We start from the raw sequence: 21,987 nt of genomic DNA on the forward strand, positions 1-21,987 counted from the left end.
GCTCACTTCACCTTTCCATGTGCTTCAGGACCTCGGCGAGGCTCGGCGCCTCCCGGTCCCGCTGGGACATCGAGCTGACCGGCAGCGGCCAGTCGATGGCGAGCTCCGGGTCGTCGAAGGCGATCGTCACGTCCTCGGCCGGATCGTGCGGCCGGTCGATCCGGTACGAGGTGTCGGCCGTCTCGGTCAGCGCCTGGAAGCCGTGCGCGCACCCCGCCGGGATGTACAGGGTCGTCTGCGTCTCGCCGGACAGGTCGAAGGTGGCCACGTTGCGGTAGGTCGGTGAGTCCGGCCGCAGGTCCACGACGACGTCGAAGATCCTCCCGTACGAGCACCGCACGAGCTTGGCCTCGCCCTCGCCGGAGCGCAGATGCAGGCCGCGCAGCACGCCCCGGACCGAGCGGGACACGCTGTCCTGGAGGAAGGCGTCCGGGTCGAGGCCCACCGAGCGGACCACGTCGGCGTCGAAGGTGCGGCAGAAGAAGCCGCGTTCGTCGGCGTGGGGGGTCGGCTCGAAGAGGAACGCCCCCGCTATCTCCGGGACTTCGGTCGCCTTCATGGAGTCTCCTTCGCCGGGAACAGGGCTGCCGTCAAGGCGCTGAAATGGTCCGCGAGTTGCCGGCCGGCAACTCGGTTCCGCTCTGCCAGGGTCTGCCGCAGCTCCGCCGAGCGCTTCTCCAGCTCCCGGAACTGCTCCAGCAGCCGGTCGGCGTCGACCTCGCGGGCCGGGTGGCAGTACGCGGCGAGGCCCATCCGGTCCATGAGCGCGTCGCTCTTCGCCGCGTAGCTGAGCGCGAGCGTCGGCGTGCCGGCCTTCAGCGCGCAGATCAGGTTGTGGTACCGGGTCGCCACCACGGTGTCCGCGGCCGCCGTCTCCTTCATCAGGTCGGCCAGCGACACCGCCTCCGCCGCGGTGACCAGCGGCGAGTCCACCGCGTCGAGGATCGCGGAGACCACGGGCGCGTCGCACGCGTCGCCGGTGAGCAGCCGGACCGGTCTGCCGTCCTCGACCAGCGCGCGGACGAAGCGGGTCGTCCCGTCGAGGTAGCGCCGGTGGATCTCCTCGGCCCGGGCGCGGTCGTCGTCGCCGCCGTGGAAGTCCATGACGCCGACGCAGACCAGGCCCGGTGGGCCCGAGGGTGCGCCCGCCTCCGGTGCCGGCAGGGCGAAGGCGAGATCGGGACAGACCTCGTCGCGCGCGGTGTCCACGCCCATCTCCCGCATCGCGTCGCGGGACGGGGCGTCCCGGTACGACCGGTACGCGGCCAGCCGCGCCGACCAGCGCACCAGGGCCCGGGTCGGACGGTTGCCGATCGGGGCGGCGCCGACGCCGACCAGCGCGACCCGGGCGCCGACCAGCCGGCCGCTCGCGCAGAGCAGGAACAGGGAGTACGGAAAGCCCCACGGCCGCAGCGGCAGCGTGGCCTCCAGGACGCCCATGCCCGGCACGATCACCACATCGTGCCGGCGCACCCAGGCGGCGGTGCGGACCACGTCCACGAGTTTGCCCAGGCCCTTGCCCGCGATCGCGCCCGCACGGGACGCGGTCCGGTACTCCCCGCGGTACCAGTGCAGCCGCGTCGCGGGGATCCCGTACCGGGCCGTGACGACCTCGGGTCCGCCGCAGAGCGCGTCCACGACCGCGTCCGGGTGCTCGGCGCGGAGATACCCGAGTACGGCCTCCAGCGACCCGTCGTTGCCGAGGTTGCCGGAGCCGAGCAGACCGAACACCCCGACGCGCACGGGAGTTCTCATGTCCGCCGCCCCTCGCGTCCCGCGACGAGGTCGTCGACGGAGACGGTGAGCTTCGCCGGGTCGACCGGGGCGCGGTCCTCGACCCGCTCGCCGGCGCCCGGCCGCACCCGGCTGGTCATCCACGCGGCCAGGTGGCGGTAGCAGGCGCGCCGGTCGGCCGCGGAGAGCGGCGCCCGCTGGATCGCCGAGACGAAGCCCCCGACGTACTCGGCCAGCAGCCGGGGCGTCGGGTGCAGCCGGCCCGCCCGGCGCGGGTCGAGGTTGACGCACCGGGAACGCTTGGAAGGGTTCGCCCGTTCGGCGCGGGTGGGATGGTCGCGGCGGAAGTACAGCAGCTCGGGCACCTGGTGGAAGGGCCCCTGCAGCACGATCTGGGCGACGAAGGTGCGGTCCGCGTGGTGGTAGCTGTCGTGCGGCTTCACCCGGCGCAGCATGTCGGCGCGCATCACCCCGTAGAAGTCGTCGCCCCCGGGCTCGAACAGGAAGCTGCGGAAGCGCTCCGGCGCGTGCGGGGAGGCGGTGGCGAGCCCGTACTCGTACGGGACCTTCACCCGCCCCTCGCCGTCGATGACCGCCTGGTCGGAGTGGGCGAGGACCAGGTCCGGCCGCGCGTCCAGCGCCTCCACACAGCGCCGCAGCAGGTCCCGGGCGTAGAGGTCGTCGTGCGAGGCCCACTTGAACAACTCGCCGCGGCACTCGGTGAACACGTAGTTGTGGTTCGGCGCGGCGCCGATGTTGCGGGTCAGCCGGATGTACCGGATGCGCGAGTCCTTCTCGGCGTACCGGCGGCAGATGTCCTCGGTCCCGTCGGTCGAGGCGTTGTCGGAGACGACCAGCTCGAAGTCCTCGTAGGTCTGGCCGAGCAGGGCGTCGAACGATTCGGCGAGGTACTGCTCGCCGTTGTACACGGGCAGGCCGATGCTCAGCCGGGGATGGGCGGTCATGACGTCCTCACTTCCGGGATGGGATGGTGCCGGTGCTCGCCGAGGGCGGACCGCAGATGCAGCCACCACACGGCCGACGCGCAGCCGGTCGCGGCGGCGACGCCCCAGGCCGAGCCGACCGTGCCGCCCAGGACCGCGCCGCCGAGCCCGCCGGCGACATAGCAGGCGGAGGCGAACAGCTGGCAGCGCAGGCTGCGCCGGGCCGCGGCGAGCGCGCGCAGCCCGGCCGCCGCGCCGGTGCCGAGGCCGGCGCCCGCGACGCCGAGGGTGACCGGCACGATGAGCTGTGCGGCGGAGTGCCAGACGTCGCCGAGTACGAACGCGCCGAAGCGGTCCGGCATCAGGAGCAGTGCCCCGCCCCAGAGCAGGGCGGCAACGGCCTGTCCGCCGCCCAGCAGGAGGCAGAACCTGCCGAGTCGGTGCGGGGCCCGGCGCAGCACCCGTGCCGCCTCCGAGACGGTGACCAGCGACAGCCCCATCAGCACGGCGAGGAACGGTCCGAGCAGGAGCTCGGCGCCCCGGACCGCGCCCACCGCGCCGACCCCCACGATCGCGCCCAGTCCGTACGCGCGCAGTTGGCTGGCGCCGCTGAGGCTGACGTTCTCGACCAGGTACCGGTAGCCGAGGTCGCGTTGCTCGCGCAGCCACGCGCGGGCCCGGGTCACCCGGGGCAGGATGCCGGACTGGACGTAGCCGTACCCCGCGGCCACCGTGGCGGACGCGCCCCAGGCGAGCACGAAGGCGGCGACGCTGCCCACCCGGGCCGCCACGACCATGGCGGGGACGAGCGCCACGCCCCACACGAGGTCGTTGACGAACGCCTTCCGCCCGGCGCCCGCGGCGAAGAACGCGTACCGCCAGGCGTCCTGGAGCAGCAGCCCCGGCAGCATGACGCCGAGACAGGCGAACGCGGGCCCCACGCTGCCGCCGAGAGCGAGGCCGACCGCAACACAGGCCGCACCGATGGCGGCACCGACGCCGAGCGCGGTACCCGACGACCGGGCCACCGCCCCGCGCCAGGACGCGTCCGGCACACCGCTGAAGCGCACCACGAGCGGGTCGGTGGCGAGACCGCGGGAGACGTTGAGCACCACGCCGTACGTCACCCAGGCGAGGCTGAACACGCCGAACGCGGTCACCCCCAGCGAGCGGGCCACATAGATGCCCACCGCGAAGTTGCTGATGCTGGAGGCCGCCTGGTCGGCCAGTCCCCAGGACAGCCGGCCGACGAAGGCCCGCCGCGCGGATCCGGCCGGTGCCGCCGGCGGCGTCCCGGGATTCTCCTCCTCGGTGTTCATCGGTCTCACGCCTTGATCAGCCCGGCGTCGCGCAGGGCGTCGGCCGCGGCGGCGACGGTGTCGAACGGCAGCCCCGACCGCTCGGCGACGTCCAGCAGACCGTGCTCTCCGTCGGAGAGGCTGAGCACCCACAGCATGGCCATCTGGGCCTGCTTCGCGTCGCTGCGCCCGCCGAGCGAGTCGTACAGCCCGCGCCTGCCGAGCTGCGGTTCGCCGTAGGGGCTGAGGTTGACGTACCGCCGGTTGCGGTCCAGCACCGAGAACGCCTCGCGGCAGACGGCGAGGGTGTCCGCCATCGCCTCCGGGGACACGAAGTCCGGGTTGTCCGCCGAGGTGTGGTACTCGGGGTATCCGGCGTACGGGGTCCGGCTCAGCGAGCCCACGCCGAGGTCGAACCCGGGCGAGCAGTACTGCCGCTCGTCGTAGCCGTACGGAGTGAACTCGGTGACGCGGTGCGGGCGTTCGGACGCGGTCAGCACATGCCGCAGCACCCGGTCGATCTCCGCGTCGCCGCGCCTGCTCCGCTTGTACGTCAGGTGCCCCGAGTCGCCCGCGCAGGCCAGCACGAGGCCGTGCTTGACCCGGTCGATCCGCTCCGCGTTGCGGGCCAGCCAGGTGATCGCCCCGATGGTTCCGGGCGCGAAGATGAACCGGTAGGTGTAGTACGGCTTCTCCGCCGCCAGCGCCCGGGCCAGGAACACCGCCACCGCGACGCCGGCCAGGTTGTCGTTGGCCAGCGACGGATGGCAGACATGGCAGGAGACGATCACCTCGTCGGCGACCTGCCCGGGCACCACGTGCTCGGCGTAGGTGAGGTGACCGTCCGCGAGGGTGGAGTCGACACGGACCTCGTACTCGCCCTCCGGCAGCGCGTCCAGGGTCTCCTGGGCCAGGCAGAACCCCCACTCCGGCTTGTAGTAGCTGGTGCGGTACGGCACCCAACCCGGGTGCTCCGGCAGGGTGTGCAGGTGTGCGCGCAGCTCGGACAGCGGCATGGTCCGTGACACCGGCACGCTGTAGCCGAGCACATGCAGGCTGGACGCGGCGAAGTCGACGACCCGCTTGCCGGAGGCGTCGGCGATGTACGCGTCCCGGATGTTCCACTCCTGCGGCACCGTCCAGTCGAGCACCTGCGTCCCGGTCGGCACCTCGTGCACCCGCAGCGGGACGTACTCGTCGACGATCTCCAGGGTGGCGCGCACCCCGTCGCCGGTGATGCTCCGGCAGAGCGGGTACATCCGCTCCACCAGAGCATGCATCTCCTCGCCGACAGCGGTCATCGGCGCCACCGCAGGGTGTCGTCGACGGCACCGGCGTCGGACGCCGCGCGCAGCACGGCGAGTCGGGTGAAGCGCTGCTCGAAGTCCTCCTGGGTGAGGCCGTGTTCGCGGTAGGCGTCGGCGAGTTCGAGCGCGCCCCGCTTCACCGTCCACTCGCAGTCGAAGCCGGGGATCGCCGCGCGGAACCGGGAGAAGTCCACCCGGTACGACCGCGGGTCGGCGCCGTTCTCCCCGGTGATCACCACCTTCGAACCGGACACCGCCTCGGCGACCTGCTCGGCGATCTCGGCGACCGTGACGTTGTTGGTCTCGCTGCCGATGTTGAACGCCCGGTCGTGCACCGCTTCCCGCGGCGCGGTCAGCGCGGCCGTGAAGGCACGGGCGATGTCGGCGGCGTGCACCAGCGGCCGCCAGGGCGTGCCGTCGGAGAGGACGAGGACCTCGCCGGAGAGGAGCGCGTGGCCCACCAGGTTGTTCAGCACGATGTCGGCCCGCAGCCTGGGGGAGTAGCCGAAGGCGGTGGCGTTGCGCATGAACACCGGGGTGAAGTCGCCGTCGGCCAGCGCGTGCAGGTCGTCCTCCACCCGCACCTTGGACTCCGCGTACGGCGTCACCGGGCGCAGCGGGGCGTCCTCGCCCACCAGGTCGTCGCCGCCCGCCGCGCCGTAGACCGAGCAGGTGGACGCGTACAGGAAGCGCCGCACCCCGGCGTCGCGGGCCAGCCGGGCCAGCCGTACGGAGGCGTGGTGATTGATGTCGTAGGTGAGCTCCGGCGCCAGCGATCCCAGCGGGTCGTTGGACAGCGCGGCGAGGTGGATCACGGCGTCCACCCCGGCCACGTGCTCGGCGGTGACGTCGCGCAGGTCGACGCGGTGGCCCGACGGGTCCGCGGGCGACGGGCCCAGCACGCAGTCGGCGAAGAGTCCGGCGTCGAGGCCGACGACCTCGTGCCCGGCGGCGCTGAGGACCGGGGCCATCACGGTGCCCAGATAGCCCTGGTGACCGGTCAGCAGTACGCGCATGGTTCATCCCCCCAGATGGAGCGTGAGTTTGTTGACGTCGAACGCCTCGGCGTAGCGCTCGTGGCATTCGATGCCGCGGATCCGTGCGAGACCGAGGAAGGCCTCCCGGTCGTACCAGGGCCGGTGCCGCTGCGAGGGGTAGTGCTCCTGCAGCAGCCGCACCTTCCGCTCGGCGGTCTCCGTCGACAGCGGCTGGTACGCCGCCGGACGGCCGAGATCGCCGTCCCACTTGACGATCTCGTAGCCCAGTACGAGGTGGTCGCGGAACGCGGTGGGCAGCAAGCGCGCCAGGCCGCGGTGGTCCTGGTGCGCGTCCTCGGTACGCGGGGCGAGGATCAGGTCCGGATCGGTCCGCTCGCGCAGCTCCTCGACCGCGGCCTTGGCCTCCTCCCAGTGCGCGGGCAGCCGGCCGTCCGGCAGCTTGAGCACCGTCAGCCGCAGGTCGGCGCCCGGGCAGAAGGCGGCGAGCGCGGCCCGCTCCTCCTGCTCCCGCTCGCCGCCCCCGCCGGAGAGCACCAGCGCGTCGACACGGACACCCGGCCGCGCGAGGCACAGCGTCAGCAGCGTGCCGCCGGCGCCGATGGCGATGTCGTCGCAATGCGCGCCCACCGCGACGATCCGGTCCAGGGGCCCCGCCCCGAGCCGGATCACGCCCTGGCTCCGACGCTGTCCCGCTCCCACACGGCCCACGGCCGGTCGCCCCGGGCGTACGCCTCGTCGAGCGCGGCCCGCTCCTTCACGGTGTCGGTCGGCTTCCAGAAGCCGCGGTGCTGGTGCGCCACCAGCCGTCCCTGCTTGGCCAACTGGGCGCAGCCGTCGGCGACCAGGTCCCCGTTCTCCGGGATGTGGTCGAAGACCTCCTGACGGAGCACGAAGTAGCCGCCGTTCTCCCACAGCGGCATGTCGCTCACCGCGGTGATGCCCCCGACCAGGCCGTCCTCGCCCAGGTCCACACAGTGGAACGAGGACTGCGGCGGAACCACCATCATCGACGCGCCCGCGTCACGCCGGGCGAACCGGTCGATCATCTCCGGCAGCGGGGCATCGGTGAGCACGTCGGCGTAGTTGGCGAGGAACATCTCGTCGCCGTCCAGATGGTGCCGCACCCGGCGCAGCCGCTCCCCGATCGGCGACTCGATGCCGGTCTGCGCGAACGTGATCGTCCAGTCCGCGATGTCGGTGGACAGCAGCTCGGTCCGCCCGTCCCGCAGCACGAAGTCGTTGGACGTCGTCTCCTCGTAGTTGAGGAAGAAGTCCTTGATGTGATGGGCCCCGTAGCCGAGGCACAGGATGAACTCCTTGTGCCCGAAGTGCGCGTAGTAGCGCATGACATGCCAGATCAGCGGCCTGGGTCCGACCATCGCCATCGGCTTGGGCACGTCGTCCGCCGCGCCGCTGCGCATCCGCATCCCGTAACCGCCGCAGAACAGAACGACCTTCATGCCTTGACCTCGACAATGCTCAGTTCCGGGATGGGGAAGACCAGCCGGCCGCCCCACTCGTGCACGAAGGAGAGCTGCTCGACCAGCTCGGCCCGCAGGTTCCAGGGGAGGACCAGCACGTAGTCCGGTTTGTCGGCGGCTATCTGCTCGGGCGGCAGGATCGGGATGCGGGTGCCGGGCGTGAACCTGCCGTGCTTGTACGGGTTGCGGTCGACCGTGTACGCGAGCAGGTCGGGCCGGATACCGCAGTGGTTGAGCAGGGTGTTGCCCTTGCCCGGGGCGCCGTAGCCGACGACCGTCTCGCCGCGCTCGGCCGCCTCGATGAGGAAACGCAGCAGGTCCCGGCGGACCTTGGCCACCCGGGCGGAGAACTCGGTGTACCCGGACAGCTCTTGCAGCCCGGCGGCCTTCTCCCGGGCGAGTACGTCGGCCACGCGTGCGGTCGGCTCGCCGGCCACCTCGGCCGGCCGGGCCCACAGCCGGATGGAGCCGCCGTGCGTGGGCAGCAACTCGACGTCCACGAGGGTGAGTCCGCCGCTCGCAAGGGCCCGGATCGCGGACGCGACCGTGTAGTACTGGAAGTGCTCGTGGTAGATCGTGTCGTACTGGTTCTCCTCGATCAGGGTCAGCAGGTGCTGCACCTCGATGGAGACCCAGCCGTCGTCGGCGACCAGGGCGCGCAGACCCTCGGTGAACCCGACCACGTCGGGGATGTGCGCGTACACGTTGTTGGCCACGACCAGGTCCGCCGGGCCGTGCTCGGCGCGGACGGCCGAACCGGTGTCCGGGCTCAGGAACTCCGTGAGCGTGGGCACGCCCGCGTCGCGCGCCGCGGCACCGACGTTCACCGACGGCTCGATGCCCAGGCAGCGGATCCCCCGGTCCACCACGTGCTTGAGCAGGTACCCGTCGTTGCTGGCCACCTCGACCACGAAGGCCTCGGAGCCGTCGGTGCCGAGCCCCACCCGCTGGACGGCGTCGGCGACGAAGGTGCGCGCGTGCTCCACCCAGGACGTCGAGTACGAGGAGAAGTACGCGTACTCCTTGAACGTCTCCTCCGGCGTGATGAGCGGAGGGATCTGCGCGAGCCAGCAGTCGGTGCAGACCCGCAGGTGCAGCGGGTACGCCGGTTCCGGCTGGTCCAGTTGGTCCGCGGCGAGAAAGCTTTCGCAGGGCGGGGTCGCCCCCAGGTCGACGACGCTCGCCAGCGCCTCCGAGCCGCAGAGTCTGCATCGTGTCATTTACTGCCCCCCATTGATTCGGTCCCCATGGATGCGGTCCCCGATGATTCGGTCCCCGTTTGATTCCGACCGCCCCGCGATCGCGGTGCGGTACCCCTCCACCAGGCGCTCCAGGCCGACGGCCGGGCTGAAGCCCTGCTCGTACCGCCTCCGGGCCGCCTGGCCCATCTCCCGGTTGCGGGCTTGCTCCGCCGTGATCCGGCGCAGGCGGTCCGCGAGCGAGGCGGTGTCGCCCGGCCGGTGCAGCAGCCCGGTCACCCCGTCCTCGACGAGTTCGACGAAGGCCCCGTGACCGGCGGCGACGACCGGGACCCCCGCCGCCATCGCCTCGACGACGACCAGGCCGAACGCCTCCAGCCACGTCGAGGGAGCCACCACGGCGACGGCCCGCGCGATGGCCTTCCGGCACTCCGCCGTGTCGTACAGGCCGACGTAGCGCACATCGTCCCGGCCCGCCGCCCAGGCGATCACCTCCGGCTCCAGCGGCCCCGTGCCGGCGATCACGAGCGGCACGCCCGCACCGCCGCCCGCGGCGACCTCGTCCCACGCGGCCATGAGCAGCCGTACGCCCTTGGCCTCGGCGAGCCGGCCGAGATAGAGCAGATGCTCGCCGGCGCCCTCTCGGCACGTCCCCGGGTCGGGCACGAAGTTGTGCTTCACCGTCAGCCGCTCGGGCGGCATGCCGGCCCGCACCAGGACGTCGCGCTGCGCCGCGGAGATGCAGAAGAACCGCTCCACGCCGGTCCACCACCGCCGCCGGTTGACCGACAGGCTGACCGCGAGCGGCACCGTCGCCAGCCGGGAGCCGCGGTAGCAGCCGTGCCGGACGGCGGGCAGCGGCGTCGACCCGACGCACGCGGTGCAGGGCCGGCCGTCCCGCTGCAGCGTGCCCGGCGGGCAGATCTGCGTGTAGTTGTGCAGCGTGGCCACGGCGGGCACACCGGCGTCGGCGCAGGCGGCCAGCACGGCGGGCGACAGCAGCGGGAAGACGTTGTGGACGTGCACCACGTCCGGCCGCTCGGCGCGCAGCCGGGCGGCGAGTTCCGCCCGGACCGCCGGGTTCCACGGCACCAGCAGCGGTATCGCGGCCTTGCCCGGCAGGGAGCGGGCGGCGATGTCGTCGCTGCGCCGCTCGAACACCCCGACCCGGTGACCGGCCTCGCGCAGCAGTGCCACCTCCTGGTCGACGACCTTGTTCTCCCCGCTCGGCTGTGCCGAGGCGTAGCGGTTGTGCACCACGAGGACATGCATGGTCAGCTCACCTCCGATCTCTGGGCCCATCGCGGAATGCGTCGTGCGGGCGCTTCGGGCGTCGAAGGCGCTTCGGAAGGCGCTTCAGAAGGCGCTTCGCTCGTCGAGCGGGGAGCGGCCCCGGCGGGTGCCGCCAGCAGCGAGGCGGCCACGGCCAGATGCAGCAGATACGGCGAGGCGTCGCCGAGCCCGGCCTCGGTGTACGAGGCGATCGCGCAGTAGCTGATCAGGAAGATCGCGCAGGCCCTCTGCAGCGACGGCGGTCGCAGCAACGCGACGCCGCCCAGCACGATGAAGACCGCCGCCACCAGGGCGACTCCGGCCAGGCCCTGCTCGTGGTAGACGGCGAGCCAGCTGTTGTCGATCGGCAGCCCGCCGAACGACTTGTCGCCCAGGCCCGCGCCGAACCACTGCTCCGAGGTCGTCCGGGGCGCCGCCAGCAGGGCGTTCCAGACCTTGGCCCGGCCGGTGAGGCTGGTGAAGTTCTCCTGGCTCTGCCCGCGCAGGAACCACGCCTGCAGCGCGGCGTTGAACCCCACCGCGGCCACGGCGGCGCACCCCACCGCCCAGGCGAAGAACCGGCGGGCGGCGGCGCTGGTCAGGACGAGCGAGCCGATCGCCAGCACCAGCCCGGCCAGCAGGCCGAGCGTGGCCGTCCGGGTATGGGTCAGCGCGAGCAGGAGAAGCGACGGCACGACGACCAGCGCCGCGCTGCCCCGGTCGGTCCGCCGGCCCAGGACGAGCAGCACGGTGAGCCCGATGATCACCGCGGCGTACTGCCCGATCTGCGGCGGGGTGAGCGGCCACAACGCGCCGACCAGCCGCCCGCCGTAGAGCTCGGGCATGGCCGCGCCCGGTGAGACGGCCAGGCCCGCGGCCACCGACCCGAGGACCGCGAAGTACATCCGGATGTGATGCCGTGCGAACGTCAGGCCGCCGTCCCACCAGCGGCTGAGCAGCCACAGCGTGGTGACGAAGAGGCCCAGCCGGGCGCAGCGGAACAGCGCGCCGAACCCGGACTCCAGGCTCGCGCTGGAGATCACGCTGACCACCAGCAGCAGCGTGAGCAGGAACACGAAGGCACTGGGCCGGATACGCAGCCGTGGATTGACCGCGAGTGCCAGCGTGAACGCGGCGACCAGCGCGCCCATCGTGACCATCTGGATGAGCGAGCGCGGCAGCGGGACGATGGTCTTCGCCCCGGCGGAGCCGAGCGTGTTGAGGATCAGCAGCCCCCAGGCGGTACCGACGATCCTCGGCATCCGGGACGTGGTCATCTCAACCACCCTCCCGTGCGCGGAAGGTGCTGCCCGCGTCCTGCCGGTACGGCGTGCCCTGCCACTGCCCGGAGTCGAGCACCCGGCTCGGGTCGTGGGCGACGAACTTCCACGGTCCGACGTAGGTGTTGTCGTGCCAGCGGTTGTGCTGCTCGCGGGTGATCGCCTCCGCCACCCGCTCGCCCTGGTAGGGCGACCAGTCCGGATAGGTGCCGTAGTTGGCCAGCACCGCCATGCGGTCGCACTTCGCCGTGCACCCGACGACGGACGGGTCCAGCACGAAGCGGTTGTGGTGGATGTCCACCCGCTGGGTCTTCCATCGGCAGTCGGCGTAGAGCGGTGCCCTGGCGATCCCCGGCCGCGCGCAGCGGTCGGTGTCCTTCACCAGCAAGGTGCAGTCACCGGACGAGGTGTTGGCCGGGCTGTTGCAGAACCGGTCGGCGTTCTCCCACAGGGTGATCCCGGACCAGTTGTTCTCCAGCACGTTCCGGTAGATCTCGATCTTGTCCGTGCGGGCACGGATGCGGGGTTCGCCGCCGGACTCGGACAAGTAGACGGTCGCGAAGGGGAAGGTGTCGCCGCGGTCGGCGGACCTGCGGCCCTCGACCCGGTTGTTCCGGCGGATCGTGTTCTTCCGGATGACCGCGTTGTAGCTGGTCTCGTAGATCAGCGCGGCGCCGTCGTTGGCCTCCAGCACATTGTCCTCGATGCGGAAGTCGTTGTTGTTGGTGTCCGCCCACAACCCCGCTCCGCGGTTGTCGTGCACCCAGTTGCCGCGCACATCGGCGCCGTCGACGGCCCAGAACTTGATGCCTCCGGTGCAGCCGCAGCCCTCCCGCCGCCGCTCCCAGTCGTCGGTGTTGTTGCCCGTGATCTCGTTGCCCTCGACCACCAGGCCGCTGATACGGCCCTTGGCCTTGTACGCGTTCATGCCGTACTGCCCGTTGTCGCGCAGGCAGCTGGCCCGGACCCGCTGGCGGGCACCGGCCATCAGCCCGGCGCCGGAGTTGTTCCGGATCGTCGCGTGCTCGATCACCCAGCCGTCGGCCGAGTCGTGGTTGACCACGCCCTCGTTGTGCGGCGCGACGAACCCCCGCACCGTCAGATGGCGGATGGTGACATCGCGGGCGGTGCCGCCGAACGCGTACTGGTTGGTCCTCCGGCCGTCGAGCACCGCACCCGGCGCCCCGAGGTAGCGGTTCCCCTTCTTGGGGATGACCTGGGCGTAGCGGTCCGGCTCAAGCCGGTGCTTGCCCGGCCGCAGCCAGAACGTGGTGTTCGGCGGGTTGCTCTTGGTCTTCGCGGCCAGGTCGCCGGTCACCGAGGGGTCGACCGTCACCGCGCCCGCCGGCGCCTTCGCGGGCCCGGCCGCGGGATGGGCGCACACCCGGGCCACGGAACGGGCCGTGGCCGCGGACGTGGACGGCGCGGTGCCGGGCTCCGGCCGCGCGCCCGGCGTGCTGTCACAGCCGGTCACCGCCAGCAGGGCCAACGCCAACGACACCGCCGGTAACGCCCGGTGCGGCCATTTGATCCCCACGCGCCCCCCTAGCCGTGGAACGTGAGGACGGTGGTGAACCCCTGCCCGCCGTCGGCGAAACCGGAGCCGACCAGCGTGGTGGAAGGCTCCTTGCGCCCGAAGCCGGCGGAGTACCAGCCGAGCGGCGGGTCGGTCTCGCCGCGATGCGCCCGCCAGGACAGCCGCCCGGGCAGGTCCAGCGTCGCGGAGCGGTCCTCGCCGTCCCGGGTCCAGGTGAGCACGGCCCGGTTCCCCACCAGGTCCACGACGATCGCCGGGCCGAGGTGGAACGCCAGACGCACGGCCCGGCCCGGGCCGCGCACCTCGTCGACCACCCTCAACTCCCGGCTCTCGGCCGTCAGTTCCACCCGGCGGCGGTGCACGGAGCCCTGGTAGCCGTCGTGCTCGGCGCTCCAGCGGGCCACGCCCTCATCGGCTGTGTCCACGACCAGGACACGGCTGCGGGCCTGCCGGGTCCACAGGAACGGCCCGCCGGAGACGGACTGGTCACCGCCGTCCAGTTCCAGGGTGTTGTGGCCGAGGGTCGACCGGAAGTACCGCCGCCACTCGGGCTGCCCGTGGTAGCAGTACGTCCCCGGATCGGCGAGCACGTCGACCCCGTCGAGCCGGACCTCCAGGGACAGCGCGTCCGCGTGAGCGTGCGCGGCGATGGACAGGAACCCGTGCGGACCGCCGTCGCAGCGGCACCAGATCTCCCCGGGGCCGCGCAGGACGGTCATGCCCGCGTCGGCGAAATGAGCCGGCCGGCTCGCCGGACGGGCGGTCACCTTCGTCGTGTACGGCTCGATGAGCGCGGCCAGGAGCGGGGTGCGCACATCGGTGCCGGTCACCTCCGGCCACCAGGCGAGCCGCCCGAACACGGCGTCCCCGGTGGCCAGCAGCGACCCCCAGCGGTCGGTGCCCGAGCCGTCCACGACCAGCCCGTGCCCGTCGTCCGCGTCCCCCTGGCGCGGCGGCCGCAGCCGGTTGTCCACGACGGCCGCGAGCGCGTCGGTCATCCGCAGCAGCACCAGCCGGATCGTCGCGGGGACCGGAACGCGCGCGGCATCCGCCTCGGCCAGCGCGGCCAGGCCGAGCTCCAGCACCAGTCCGTGATACTCGGTGGCCAGCTCGCGATTGAGGCCGGAACGGAAGGTGTTGCCGCGCAACTGCCGCTCCAGCGACCGCAGCGCCTCGGCCCGCCAGCGCGCCGAGGAGGGGAACCAGCCGAACGCGCACGCCGCCGCGAACTGCCCGGCGGTCTCGGCGATGACGTGGTTGTTCGCCGAGGAGCCCCGGCTGGGGAAGGCGGCCAGCCAGCGCTGGTGGTGCCAGATCTGGTTCAGCGCCACCGGGTTGTTCTCGAACAGCCCGGCCGCGCCCTGCCAGCCGTCGAGCAGCCGGCGGATCCACACCCAGGACAGCAGCCGGATGCCCAGCTCGATGCCGCTGATCCAGTGCACGCCCCGCAGCGGCGGGTTGGCCGTCCACCACGACCGCAGATGCGCGGCCACGCGCTCGGCGTACCGCTCGTCCCCGGTGATCGCGTAGGCCGCGGCGAGCACGGTGAGGTACTGGTGCCGGGACGGCTCCCAGATCTGCTTGATGTCCCCGACCGCGTCCTCGCTGCGGTACGGCACGTCGAAGGCGTAGCCCCCCGGCGCCCGGCGCCCGGTCTTCGGGTCGTGGCACCAGTCCGGGTCGGCCAGGTCGTCGCGGTCCACCCCGAAGTACGTGGCGTGCCCGGCCATCAGCAGGTCCGCCTCGGCGACGAGACGCTTCGCGGCGTCCGGCGGCACCGAGTCGATCGTCCCGGCGGGCAGGCGGGCCGTGAAGCGGGCGCCGGTCACGCTCGGGCAGTCCGGCCGCGCCGACCGCCACAGCCGTCTGCGCACCACGTCGGCCGCCCGGCCGCCGACCTCCCGCGGTCCCATCCGGGACAGCCGCCGTAAGTACCAGCCCGCGGTCATGGTCATCGCGTCCTCGCCAACGTCACCGGCGCGCCGCCGGCCAGACCGGCCCGCACGGCGAGAGTGGCCGACGTGGTGGCGACCAGTGACTCGAGCGGCACCGGCATCGGCCCGCCGGTCCGCACGGCCCTGACGAACGCGGCCAGCTCGGCGTTCTGCCCCTTGTCCCGGGCCTTGGGCAGCCGCGAACTGACCCACCGCTCGGGGCCGTGGACCGAGGCACGGACGAAGTCGTCGAGCCGCAGCACCTTGCCGTCCGCGACGAGGTCCAGCGTCTCCTTGGGGAAGCCCGGTGCGCCGGTGGTGACGTAGCTGATGGTGGCGGTGGACCCGTCCGGATAGCGCAGCACGACCTGCAGATCGTCGTTGCCGGGCGTGGCGAGGGCGTACACCGAGACCGGGTCGGCCCCGAGCAGCCAGCTCGCCGTGTCGATGAAGTGCCCGCCCTCGCCCTCGAACCGCGAGCCCTCCGTGCCCTGTCGGAGATACCAGCTGCCGTGCTGCAGCCGGCCCGCGTTGACCAGGTAGCGCAGGCTCGCCGGGCCGGTCCGGGCACCGAACCGCGACGTGGCCTCCTGCAGCAGCGGCGCGAACCGGCGGTTGAAGCCCACCTGCAGCCGGTCGTTGCCCGACTCCTCCACCGCGGCGAGCACACCGGCCAGTTCGTCCTCGGTGAGCGCCAGGGGCTTCTCCACGAACACGGCCTTGCCGGCCAGCAGCGCCCTCCGGGTCAGCTCGGCGTGCGAGCTGTGCCGGGTGACCACGAACACCGCGTCGATCGACGTGTCGCCGAGCACCGCGTCGAGATCGGTGGTCGCCTCGGCGAAGCCGAACTTCCGCTGCGCGTTGGCCCCGGACAGCGCGGTCGTCGTGACGACCGTGGACAACTCCACGCCGTCGCGCCCGGCCAGATGCGGCAGCAGCATCGACGTCGCGTAGTTCCCCGCGCCGACGAACGCCAGGCGCACCGGCGTCCTGGATGCACGGGCCGGACTCCGCTTCACGGTCACCGAAGGAACGGCCACCACCGGAGCCTCGGCTTCCACCGCCTGTTCGGGATACCGGAACAGCACGGCCACGGCCTTCAACTCGCCGTCCTTCAGACGCTGGTACGTCTCGACGGCGTCATCGAAGTCGGCGACGTGGGAGACCAGGGGCTCCACGTCGACCCTGCCGCGGGCGGCGAGATCGAGGAAGCACGCCAGATTGCGGCGCTCGGTCCAGCGCACATAGCCGATCGGGTAGTCCCGGCCCTCCAGCTCGTACTCCGGGTCGTAGCGGCCGGGGCCGTAACTGCGGGAGAACCGGACGTCGAGCTCCTTCTCGTAGTACGCGTTCCACGGCAGGTCCAGGCGGCACTTGCCGATGTCGACGACCCGGCCGCGGTCCCGGCAGAGCTGGGCGGCCAGCTCGACGGGCTGGTTACTGCCGCCGCCGGCGGCCAGATATACCTGGTCCACGCCGTGACCGTCGGTGAGTTCGGCGACGGCGGCTTCCACGGCCGCCGACTCGGGGTCGCCGCAGGCCGCCGCGCCCAGGCGCTCGGCGAGTTCGCAGCGCACCGGGTCGGGGTCGACGCCGACCACCCGCACCCCCGAGGCGGTGAGGAGCTGCACCACCAGCTGCCCGATCAGCCCGAGGCCGATGACCAGGGCCACCTCGCCGAGCTGCGGCTCGCCCTGGCGGACGCCCTGCATCGCGATCGACCCGACGGTGCCGAAGGCCGCGTGCCGCGGCGCGAGGCCGTCCGGCACCGGGACATAGAGGTTCTTCGGCACCCAGTTCAACTCGGCGTGCAGCGCGTGCTCGTTGCCGGCGCAGGCCACGAGGTCGCCGGCCTTCACATCGTCGACCCCGGCGCCGACCTGCTCGACCACCCCGCACAGCGAGTAGCCGAGCGGCGTGTAGGAGTCCAGCTTGCCCATCACCTTGCGGTAGGTGGCGGGCACCCCGTTGGTGGCCACGCTCTGCATGACCTTGGCCACCTGGTCCGGCCGGGAGCGGGCCTTGCCGAGCATCGACATCCCGGCCTCGGAGACCTTCATCATCTCGGTCCCCGTGGAGATCAGCGACCAGGCGGTGCGGACCAGCACACCCCCCGGCTTGCACCCCGGCACCGGCACGTCCAGCACCGCCAGCTCGCCGCTCTTGTAGTTCTGTACGACCTGCTTCACTCAAACTCCCCAGAAGTCGCGCCGCGGTACCAGTACTCGAGGGTCAGCACATGCCATAGATGCTTGGAGAAGTCCTGCTGCCCGGCGGCGTCCTCGGCGACCATCCGCCGCAGCGCGTCCCGGCGCAGGAACCCGGAGCGGACGAGCTCGCCGTCGTTGATCACCTCGCGCACCAGCGGCGCGAGATCCCGGCTCATCCAGGCCCGCAGCGGGGCGCTGAACAGGCCCTTGGGCCGGTAGACGATCTCCGTGGGAAGGATCGAGGTGGCCGCCTCCTTCAGCACGGCCTTGCCCTGCCGGCCGACGATCTTGCGATGGCCGGGAAAGGCGAAGGCGGCCTTCACCACCTCGACGTCCACATACGGCACCCGCACCTCGGTCGACGCGGCCATGCTGGAGCGGTCGGTGTAGGCGAGGTTCAGGCCTGGCAGGAACATCCGGGCGTCGCCCAGGCACATGCGGTTCACGAAGTCGTCGAGGTGGTTGTCCTCGTAGACGTCCCGGTGCTCGGTGAGCACGTCGTCGACCGTGCCGGCGAGATCCGGGTTGATCAGGCCGAGCAGCTCGTCCTGGTCGTACATCGTGTAGCTGCGCCGGAACGCGGCCTCCTCCGGCAGATCGGCGAAGGACAGGAATCGCTTCGCGAACCGCACAGAACGCAGCCCCCTGCGGCTGGTGGCGACCGGCAGCCGGTCCACGGCTGCGTACACCCCGCGCCGCACAGGTCGCGGAACCCGCTGATAGCGCAGGGCGAGCACGTTGGCCAGATGCTTGCGATACCCGGCGAACAGCTCGTCGGCGCCCATCCCCGAGAGCATCACCTTGACCCCGGCCTCCCGGGCGGCCTGGCAGATCAGATACGTGTTGATGGCGGCTGGGTCGCCGATCGGCTCGTCCAGGCTGTACGTCATCCGCGGCAGCAGATCGAGCACGTCCGGGGCGATCTCGATCTCCCGCAGGTCGACGCCGAACCGCTCGGCCACCTGCCGGGCGTAGCGCAGATCGTCGGGCATCGCCTCGAACTTCGCGTCCTCGGCGCGGAATCCGATCGTGTAAGCGGAGATCCCCGGTTGCTCGCGGGCCGCCAGCGCGGTCAGATAGCTGGAGTCCAGTCCGCCGGAGAGGAAGGTCGCCACGGGCACGTCCGAGAGCATGTGCCGCCGCGTCGACTCCTCGACGATGGCCGCCAGGTCCGGCAGCTCGCCGCCGCGGGCCCGCTCCCGCCCCTCGGCGGCGACGTCCTTCAGGTTCCAGTACCGGCCGCGCTCCACCCGCCCGTCGGGCCGGCACCTGAGCCAGCTCCCCGGCGGCAGCTTCTCCGCCTCACGGAACGCGCACCGTGAGTCCGGCACCCAGTAGTAGAGGAGCGAGGCCACCAGCGCCGCGTGGTCCACCTCCAGCGATCCGCCGGTGGCGGCGGCGAGCGCCTTGAGCTCGGAGGCGAACACCAGCCCCGCGCCGCGCCGGAGCAGGAACAGCGGCTTGATGCCCAACTGGTCGCGCGCGAGGACCAGTTCACCGGTCCGCTCGTCGAAGATCCCGAACGCGAACATGCCGCGCAGCCGGGGCAGACAGTCCGTGCCCCAGCGCCGCCAGGCCTCGAGCAGCACCTCGGTGTCGGAGGTCCCGCGGAAGCGCACCCCGGCGGCGGTCAGTTCGGCACGCAGCTCGGGCGCGTTGTACAGCTCGCCGTTGTACGTCAGGACGAGGCCGTCCGAGACCATCGGCTGGGCGCCGGTCTCCGACAGGTCGATGATGGCGAGGCGACGGTGCCCGAGGTGCACCTCGCCGTCGCCGGCGGGGTGGCTGTAGCGGCCCGCCCCGTCCGGACCGCGGTGGGCGAGGGTGTCGGTGAGCCGGTCGGCCACGATCTTCCCGTCCGGCCATCGGTATATGCCTGCGATGCCACACATGTCCTACCGTCCCTCCTGGTCGCTGTCCGGGACGCCCGCCGCCCGGATCGGCAGCCGCTCCGTCCGCCGCCGGGCTGTCCCGTTCTGCCGGGCGGGCATCTCGTCGGGGCCGCGCGGCGCCGGGTGCGGGCCGTCCCACAGGGTGCCGTCGGTCCGGTCACGCGGATCGGGGTCGATCAGCACCACGCCGAGCACCGAGATGCGCTGGTCCGCGAGCTGCCGCGCCACGGTGTGCAGCCACGCCGCGCTGCCGTGCCCGGCGCGGACGACGAGCACGGTCCGTGTGCCGAGGTACCGGAGGTCGGTCCACGCCGTGCCGGGTGTCACCGAGCCGACGCCGAGCCGGAGTTCCCGAGGTGACCCGGCCGTCGCCTCCTCGCCGCTGATCACGGTCGGGTCTCCCGGTTTCGGGCGGCGGCCCGAGAGCTGCCGGCCGGGCAGACCGTCGACGACGGCCACCGGCCCCTGTGCCGCCAGTGCCCCGGCGAGGTCGAGGGCGATCGCGCTCGTGCCGCGCGCACAGCCCAGTTCCAGCAAGGACAGCGGTTCCGCGGAGCCGCGCACGGCCCGGGCCAGGGTCGTGGTGAGCCGTGCGCGGGTCGCCCGGGTCCGTCGGCGCCGCCACAACCTGGCCCGCGCCGTACGGGGCAACTCCGCGATGACCGAGGCGCCGAGGTTCGCCGCGATGTCACGGCGCAGCACGGGGCGGTCCGCCACCACCGTGCCGACCGCGGCCACCGCGAGCCCGAGGACGAGCCCGAGGACCAGTCCGATCGCGGCGTCGGTGGCGGCGGTCCTGGGCAGCGAGTGGCGCACCGCGTGCGGGGCGTCCACGATCTGCGTGCCGGCGACCAGCTGGGGCGTGCCGATGCGCGCCTCCGCGGCGCGCTGGCCGAAGTCGGTGATCCGCGAGGTCAGTTCGGCCCGGCGGGCGAAGAGCGACTCCATGTCCGCCGACGCCTGCGGGTCGCTCTGCGGCGGTCCGTCCCCGATCGCCTTGTTGACCTGGGCGAGTTCGTCCCGCATCCGGTCACGCTGGTCGAGCAGGGTCTTGGCCTCGGCGTTCGCGGCTTCCTGTATCCGCTTCACATGGTCGGCGACGAACGCCTCGGCCAGCGCCTCGGCACGGGCCACCGCCTCCGCGTCGCTGTCACCCGTCGCGTTGATCTGCAGCAGGTTGTTGGTCAGGCCGACACCCTCGTAGTCCCGCATGAAGTCCTCCGGTTTCTCCGGGGACCCGAGGGAGCGCAGTGCCTTGTCGGCGATCCGCGTGGTGCGCAGCAGCTCCACGTCGGTGCGGATCAGCGTGCCGGGGTCGTTCGGCTGGTCCTCCTGATGCGCGACCAGCACCTTGGTCATCGCGGTCGGCGGTGGCGGCAGCAGGATCGCCACCGCCGCGCCGACGAGCAGCCCCAGCAGCGCCAGGGAGCCCCAGAGGCGGCGCCGCCTGCGCACCGCCACGACCAGTGCCTGCAGGTCCAGCAGCGGAGCGGGGGCCGACGGCTCCGATGTCGTACTGGTCGTCGTCACACCGAACCTCCCGCCGTGCCGTCGCCGACCGCGAGCGCGGGTGCGGCGGTATCCCGGGGACGTCCGGCGGATCGCGCCGGCCGGGCCCGGACCGTGCCGACCAGGACGATGCCGACGACCTCGTGCCGGGCGTCCGCACACGCCTCGGCGATGCCCGACAGCTCTCCGGCGGTCCGGCTGCCCGCGCTGAGCACGACCAGGGCCCCGGACTCGTGGCCGCGGTCGGGCACCACCGGCTGGGACACCGAGACCCGCACCACCCGCAGCCGCGGATCGCCCTCGGCCTCGGCGACGAGCTGCCCGGCGGCCCGGTGGGCGGTCTCGTCGCCGTCCGGGACGACGACCAACAGCTCTCGAGGAGACGGGACTCGCTCGCGCAGGCGGGCGCACACCCGCCGGTAGCGGAGCCGCATCCCGGCCTCGTCGCCGGACGTCTGCGGACTCGGCAGGTCCCACCGGACGTCGACGCCCAGCAGCCGGCGGATCCGGGCCCGCGGGCCGTCGTCCTCGGGCCGGTGCGCGGGCGGTTCGGCGGGAACGTCGACGGTGCCCAGCGGCGCCGAACCCAGCGCCGCGGCGATCTCCGGTTCGCCGCGCAGCCGGCTGCTCATCCGCGCGGCGGTGAGATGGCCGATGACCGCGAGCAGGAAGAACAGCAGCGCTCCGCCGACGACGAGCTGCGTCCTCGTCGGCGGTGCCTCGCCGTCCGGCCGGGCCGCGGGCCCCATGACGACCATGTTGGCCTTGCCGGCGGCCGGGTCGGCCTCGTCCAGCTTCTTCATGGCCTCCTGCAGCGTGGTGCGCAGCTTCGCCAGCTCGGTGCGGGTCTGCACGCTCTCCACGGTCCGCCCCGGATCGGCCGCGTCGGCCAGCTCGGTGATACGACGGCTGGTCTGCACCACCAGCTGCCGCAGCGCCTCGGGCCGCGCCGCCGCCTCGGAGTCGGTGTCCTCGCCCGCGATCCGCGCGGCGAAGGCGACGAACTGCTGGGCCACCTGGTCGGAGAGCCGCTGCGCGCGCTGCGGGGTGTCGGCCGTGCCCGAGATCTCGATGATGTTCCCGTCGGCGGCCTCGGCGCTCACCCGGTCCCGCAGTTCGCCGCCGTCGACCCCGTCCCAGCCGAGTGCGGCGGCCGCACGGTCGACCACCACCGAACTGCTGGCGATCTGTGCCTGAGTCAGCAGCTCGCGCTCCTCCCACGCGCCCGGCAGCAGCACGGATGCCGACGTCGTATAGCGCGGGGGAAACAGCAGGGAGGTGCCCAAGCCGACGAGCGCGCCCAGCACGGCGAGGAAGAGCAGAAGCCGCGCACGCCGACGGATAATCCGCCCGATCGTGACCAGGCGTATCGTTTCATCGTTCAACTGTGCT

17 protein-coding genes are annotated in these 21,987 nt (G+C 72.6%); all 17 read right to left on the reverse strand.

Going from position 1 to position 21,987, the window contains the following annotated elements:
* Nucleotides 1-7 precede the first annotated feature (7 nt).
* From rfbC to KJK29_RS33170, 17 genes are read right to left on the reverse strand one after another with little or no spacing between them, the layout of a single operon-like run.
* Nucleotides 8-559 (reverse strand): dTDP-4-dehydrorhamnose 3,5-epimerase, encoded by a 552-nt coding sequence (gene rfbC / locus KJK29_RS33090; RefSeq protein WP_215122830.1) that lies wholly within the window; start codon nucleotides 557-559, stop codon nucleotides 8-10.
* Entirely contained in the window at nucleotides 556-1,755 is a 1,200-nt protein-coding gene (locus KJK29_RS33095; RefSeq protein WP_215122831.1) for a polysaccharide pyruvyl transferase family protein, read from the reverse strand. The genes rfbC and KJK29_RS33095 overlap by 4 nt, the downstream gene beginning before the upstream one ends.
* Complete coding sequence (locus KJK29_RS33100; RefSeq protein WP_215122832.1) at nucleotides 1,752-2,699, reverse strand: glycosyltransferase family 2 protein; 948 nt, start codon at nucleotides 2,697-2,699, stop codon at nucleotides 1,752-1,754. Before KJK29_RS33100 ends, KJK29_RS33095 begins: the two co-directional genes overlap by 4 nt.
* Nucleotides 2,696-3,997 (reverse strand): MATE family efflux transporter, encoded by a 1,302-nt coding sequence (locus tag KJK29_RS33105; protein ID WP_215122833.1) that lies wholly within the window; start codon nucleotides 3,995-3,997, stop codon nucleotides 2,696-2,698. The genes KJK29_RS33100 and KJK29_RS33105 overlap by 4 nt, the downstream gene beginning before the upstream one ends.
* A gap of 5 nt (nucleotides 3,998-4,002) precedes the next feature.
* The gene (locus KJK29_RS33110; RefSeq protein ID WP_215122834.1) at nucleotides 4,003-5,286 is read right to left on the reverse strand and encodes a DUF4910 domain-containing protein; all 1,284 of its coding nucleotides are present in this window, start codon (nucleotides 5,284-5,286) and stop codon (nucleotides 4,003-4,005) included.
* A complete protein-coding gene (locus KJK29_RS33115; protein WP_215122835.1) occupies nucleotides 5,274-6,299 on the reverse strand; it encodes an NAD-dependent epimerase/dehydratase family protein in 1,026 nt (341 codons plus the stop codon). Before KJK29_RS33115 ends, KJK29_RS33110 begins: the two co-directional genes overlap by 13 nt.
* Nucleotides 6,300-6,302: 3 nt before the next feature.
* The gene (locus KJK29_RS33120; protein WP_215122836.1) at nucleotides 6,303-6,950 is read right to left on the reverse strand and encodes a PIG-L deacetylase family protein; all 648 of its coding nucleotides are present in this window, start codon (nucleotides 6,948-6,950) and stop codon (nucleotides 6,303-6,305) included.
* Nucleotides 6,947-7,741: a glycosyltransferase family protein gene (locus tag KJK29_RS33125; protein WP_215122837.1), complete on the reverse strand. Its 795-nt coding sequence runs from the start codon at nucleotides 7,739-7,741 to the stop codon at nucleotides 6,947-6,949. Before KJK29_RS33125 ends, KJK29_RS33120 begins: the two co-directional genes overlap by 4 nt.
* Nucleotides 7,738-8,982, reverse strand: coding sequence for a class I SAM-dependent methyltransferase (locus KJK29_RS33130; RefSeq protein ID WP_215122838.1), 1,245 nt, complete (start codon nucleotides 8,980-8,982; stop codon nucleotides 7,738-7,740). The genes KJK29_RS33125 and KJK29_RS33130 overlap by 4 nt, the downstream gene beginning before the upstream one ends.
* Entirely contained in the window at nucleotides 8,983-10,233 is a 1,251-nt protein-coding gene (locus tag KJK29_RS33135) for a glycosyltransferase (RefSeq protein ID WP_215122839.1), read from the reverse strand.
* Nucleotides 10,234-10,235: 2 nt separating this feature from the next.
* A complete protein-coding gene (locus tag KJK29_RS33140) occupies nucleotides 10,236-11,510 on the reverse strand; it encodes an O-antigen ligase domain-containing protein (RefSeq protein ID WP_215122840.1) in 1,275 nt (424 codons plus the stop codon).
* Nucleotide 11,511: 1 nt separating this feature from the next.
* Nucleotides 11,512-13,050 (reverse strand): right-handed parallel beta-helix repeat-containing protein, encoded by a 1,539-nt coding sequence (locus tag KJK29_RS33145; protein WP_215122841.1) that lies wholly within the window; start codon nucleotides 13,048-13,050, stop codon nucleotides 11,512-11,514.
* Between the two features lie 8 nt (nucleotides 13,051-13,058).
* On the reverse strand, nucleotides 13,059-15,005 hold the full coding sequence (locus KJK29_RS33150; protein ID WP_215122842.1) for a heparinase II/III family protein: 1,947 nt from the start codon (nucleotides 15,003-15,005) through the stop codon (nucleotides 13,059-13,061).
* Complete coding sequence (locus tag KJK29_RS33155; RefSeq protein WP_215122843.1) at nucleotides 15,002-17,173, reverse strand: bi-domain-containing oxidoreductase; 2,172 nt, start codon at nucleotides 17,171-17,173, stop codon at nucleotides 15,002-15,004. The genes KJK29_RS33150 and KJK29_RS33155 overlap by 4 nt, the downstream gene beginning before the upstream one ends.
* A complete protein-coding gene (gene asnB, locus KJK29_RS33160) occupies nucleotides 17,170-19,086 on the reverse strand; it encodes an asparagine synthase (glutamine-hydrolyzing) (protein WP_215122844.1) in 1,917 nt (638 codons plus the stop codon). Before asnB ends, KJK29_RS33155 begins: the two co-directional genes overlap by 4 nt.
* 3 nt (nucleotides 19,087-19,089) lie before the next feature.
* Entirely contained in the window at nucleotides 19,090-20,616 is a 1,527-nt protein-coding gene (locus tag KJK29_RS33165) for a Wzz/FepE/Etk N-terminal domain-containing protein (protein ID WP_215122845.1), read from the reverse strand.
* Entirely contained in the window at nucleotides 20,613-21,980 is a 1,368-nt protein-coding gene (locus KJK29_RS33170; RefSeq protein WP_215122846.1) for a Wzz/FepE/Etk N-terminal domain-containing protein, read from the reverse strand. The genes KJK29_RS33165 and KJK29_RS33170 overlap by 4 nt, the downstream gene beginning before the upstream one ends.
* Between the last annotated feature and the right edge of the window lie 7 nt (nucleotides 21,981-21,987).

This window comes from Streptomyces koelreuteriae, assembly GCF_018604545.1.
GTDB lineage: Bacteria > Actinomycetota > Actinomycetes > Streptomycetales > Streptomycetaceae > Streptomyces > Streptomyces koelreuteriae.

What these genes read in the sequence shown, in the direction of transcription:
- rfbC (WP_215122830.1), bottom strand. Translation starts at nt 559, where the DNA reads ATGAAGGCGACCGAAGTCCCGGAGATAGCGGGGGCGTTCCTCTTCGAG.
- KJK29_RS33095 (WP_215122831.1), bottom strand. Translation starts at nt 1,755, where the DNA reads ATGAGAACTCCCGTGCGCGTCGGGGTGTTCGGTCTGCTCGGCTCCGGC.
- KJK29_RS33100 (WP_215122832.1), bottom strand. Translation starts at nt 2,699, where the DNA reads ATGACCGCCCATCCCCGGCTGAGCATCGGCCTGCCCGTGTACAACGGC.
- KJK29_RS33105 (WP_215122833.1), bottom strand. Translation starts at nt 3,997, where the DNA reads ATGAACACCGAGGAGGAGAATCCCGGGACGCCGCCGGCGGCACCGGCC.
- KJK29_RS33115 (WP_215122835.1), bottom strand. Translation starts at nt 6,299, where the DNA reads ATGCGCGTACTGCTGACCGGTCACCAGGGCTATCTGGGCACCGTGATG.
- KJK29_RS33125 (WP_215122837.1), bottom strand. Translation starts at nt 7,741, where the DNA reads ATGAAGGTCGTTCTGTTCTGCGGCGGTTACGGGATGCGGATGCGCAGC.
- KJK29_RS33130 (WP_215122838.1), bottom strand. Translation starts at nt 8,982, where the DNA reads ATGACACGATGCAGACTCTGCGGCTCGGAGGCGCTGGCGAGCGTCGTC.
- KJK29_RS33135 (WP_215122839.1), bottom strand. Translation starts at nt 10,233, where the DNA reads ATGCATGTCCTCGTGGTGCACAACCGCTACGCCTCGGCACAGCCGAGC.
- KJK29_RS33140 (WP_215122840.1), bottom strand. Translation starts at nt 11,510, where the DNA reads ATGACCACGTCCCGGATGCCGAGGATCGTCGGTACCGCCTGGGGGCTG.
- KJK29_RS33150 (WP_215122842.1), bottom strand. Translation starts at nt 15,005, where the DNA reads ATGACCATGACCGCGGGCTGGTACTTACGGCGGCTGTCCCGGATGGGA.
- asnB (WP_215122844.1), bottom strand. Translation starts at nt 19,086, where the DNA reads ATGTGTGGCATCGCAGGCATATACCGATGGCCGGACGGGAAGATCGTG.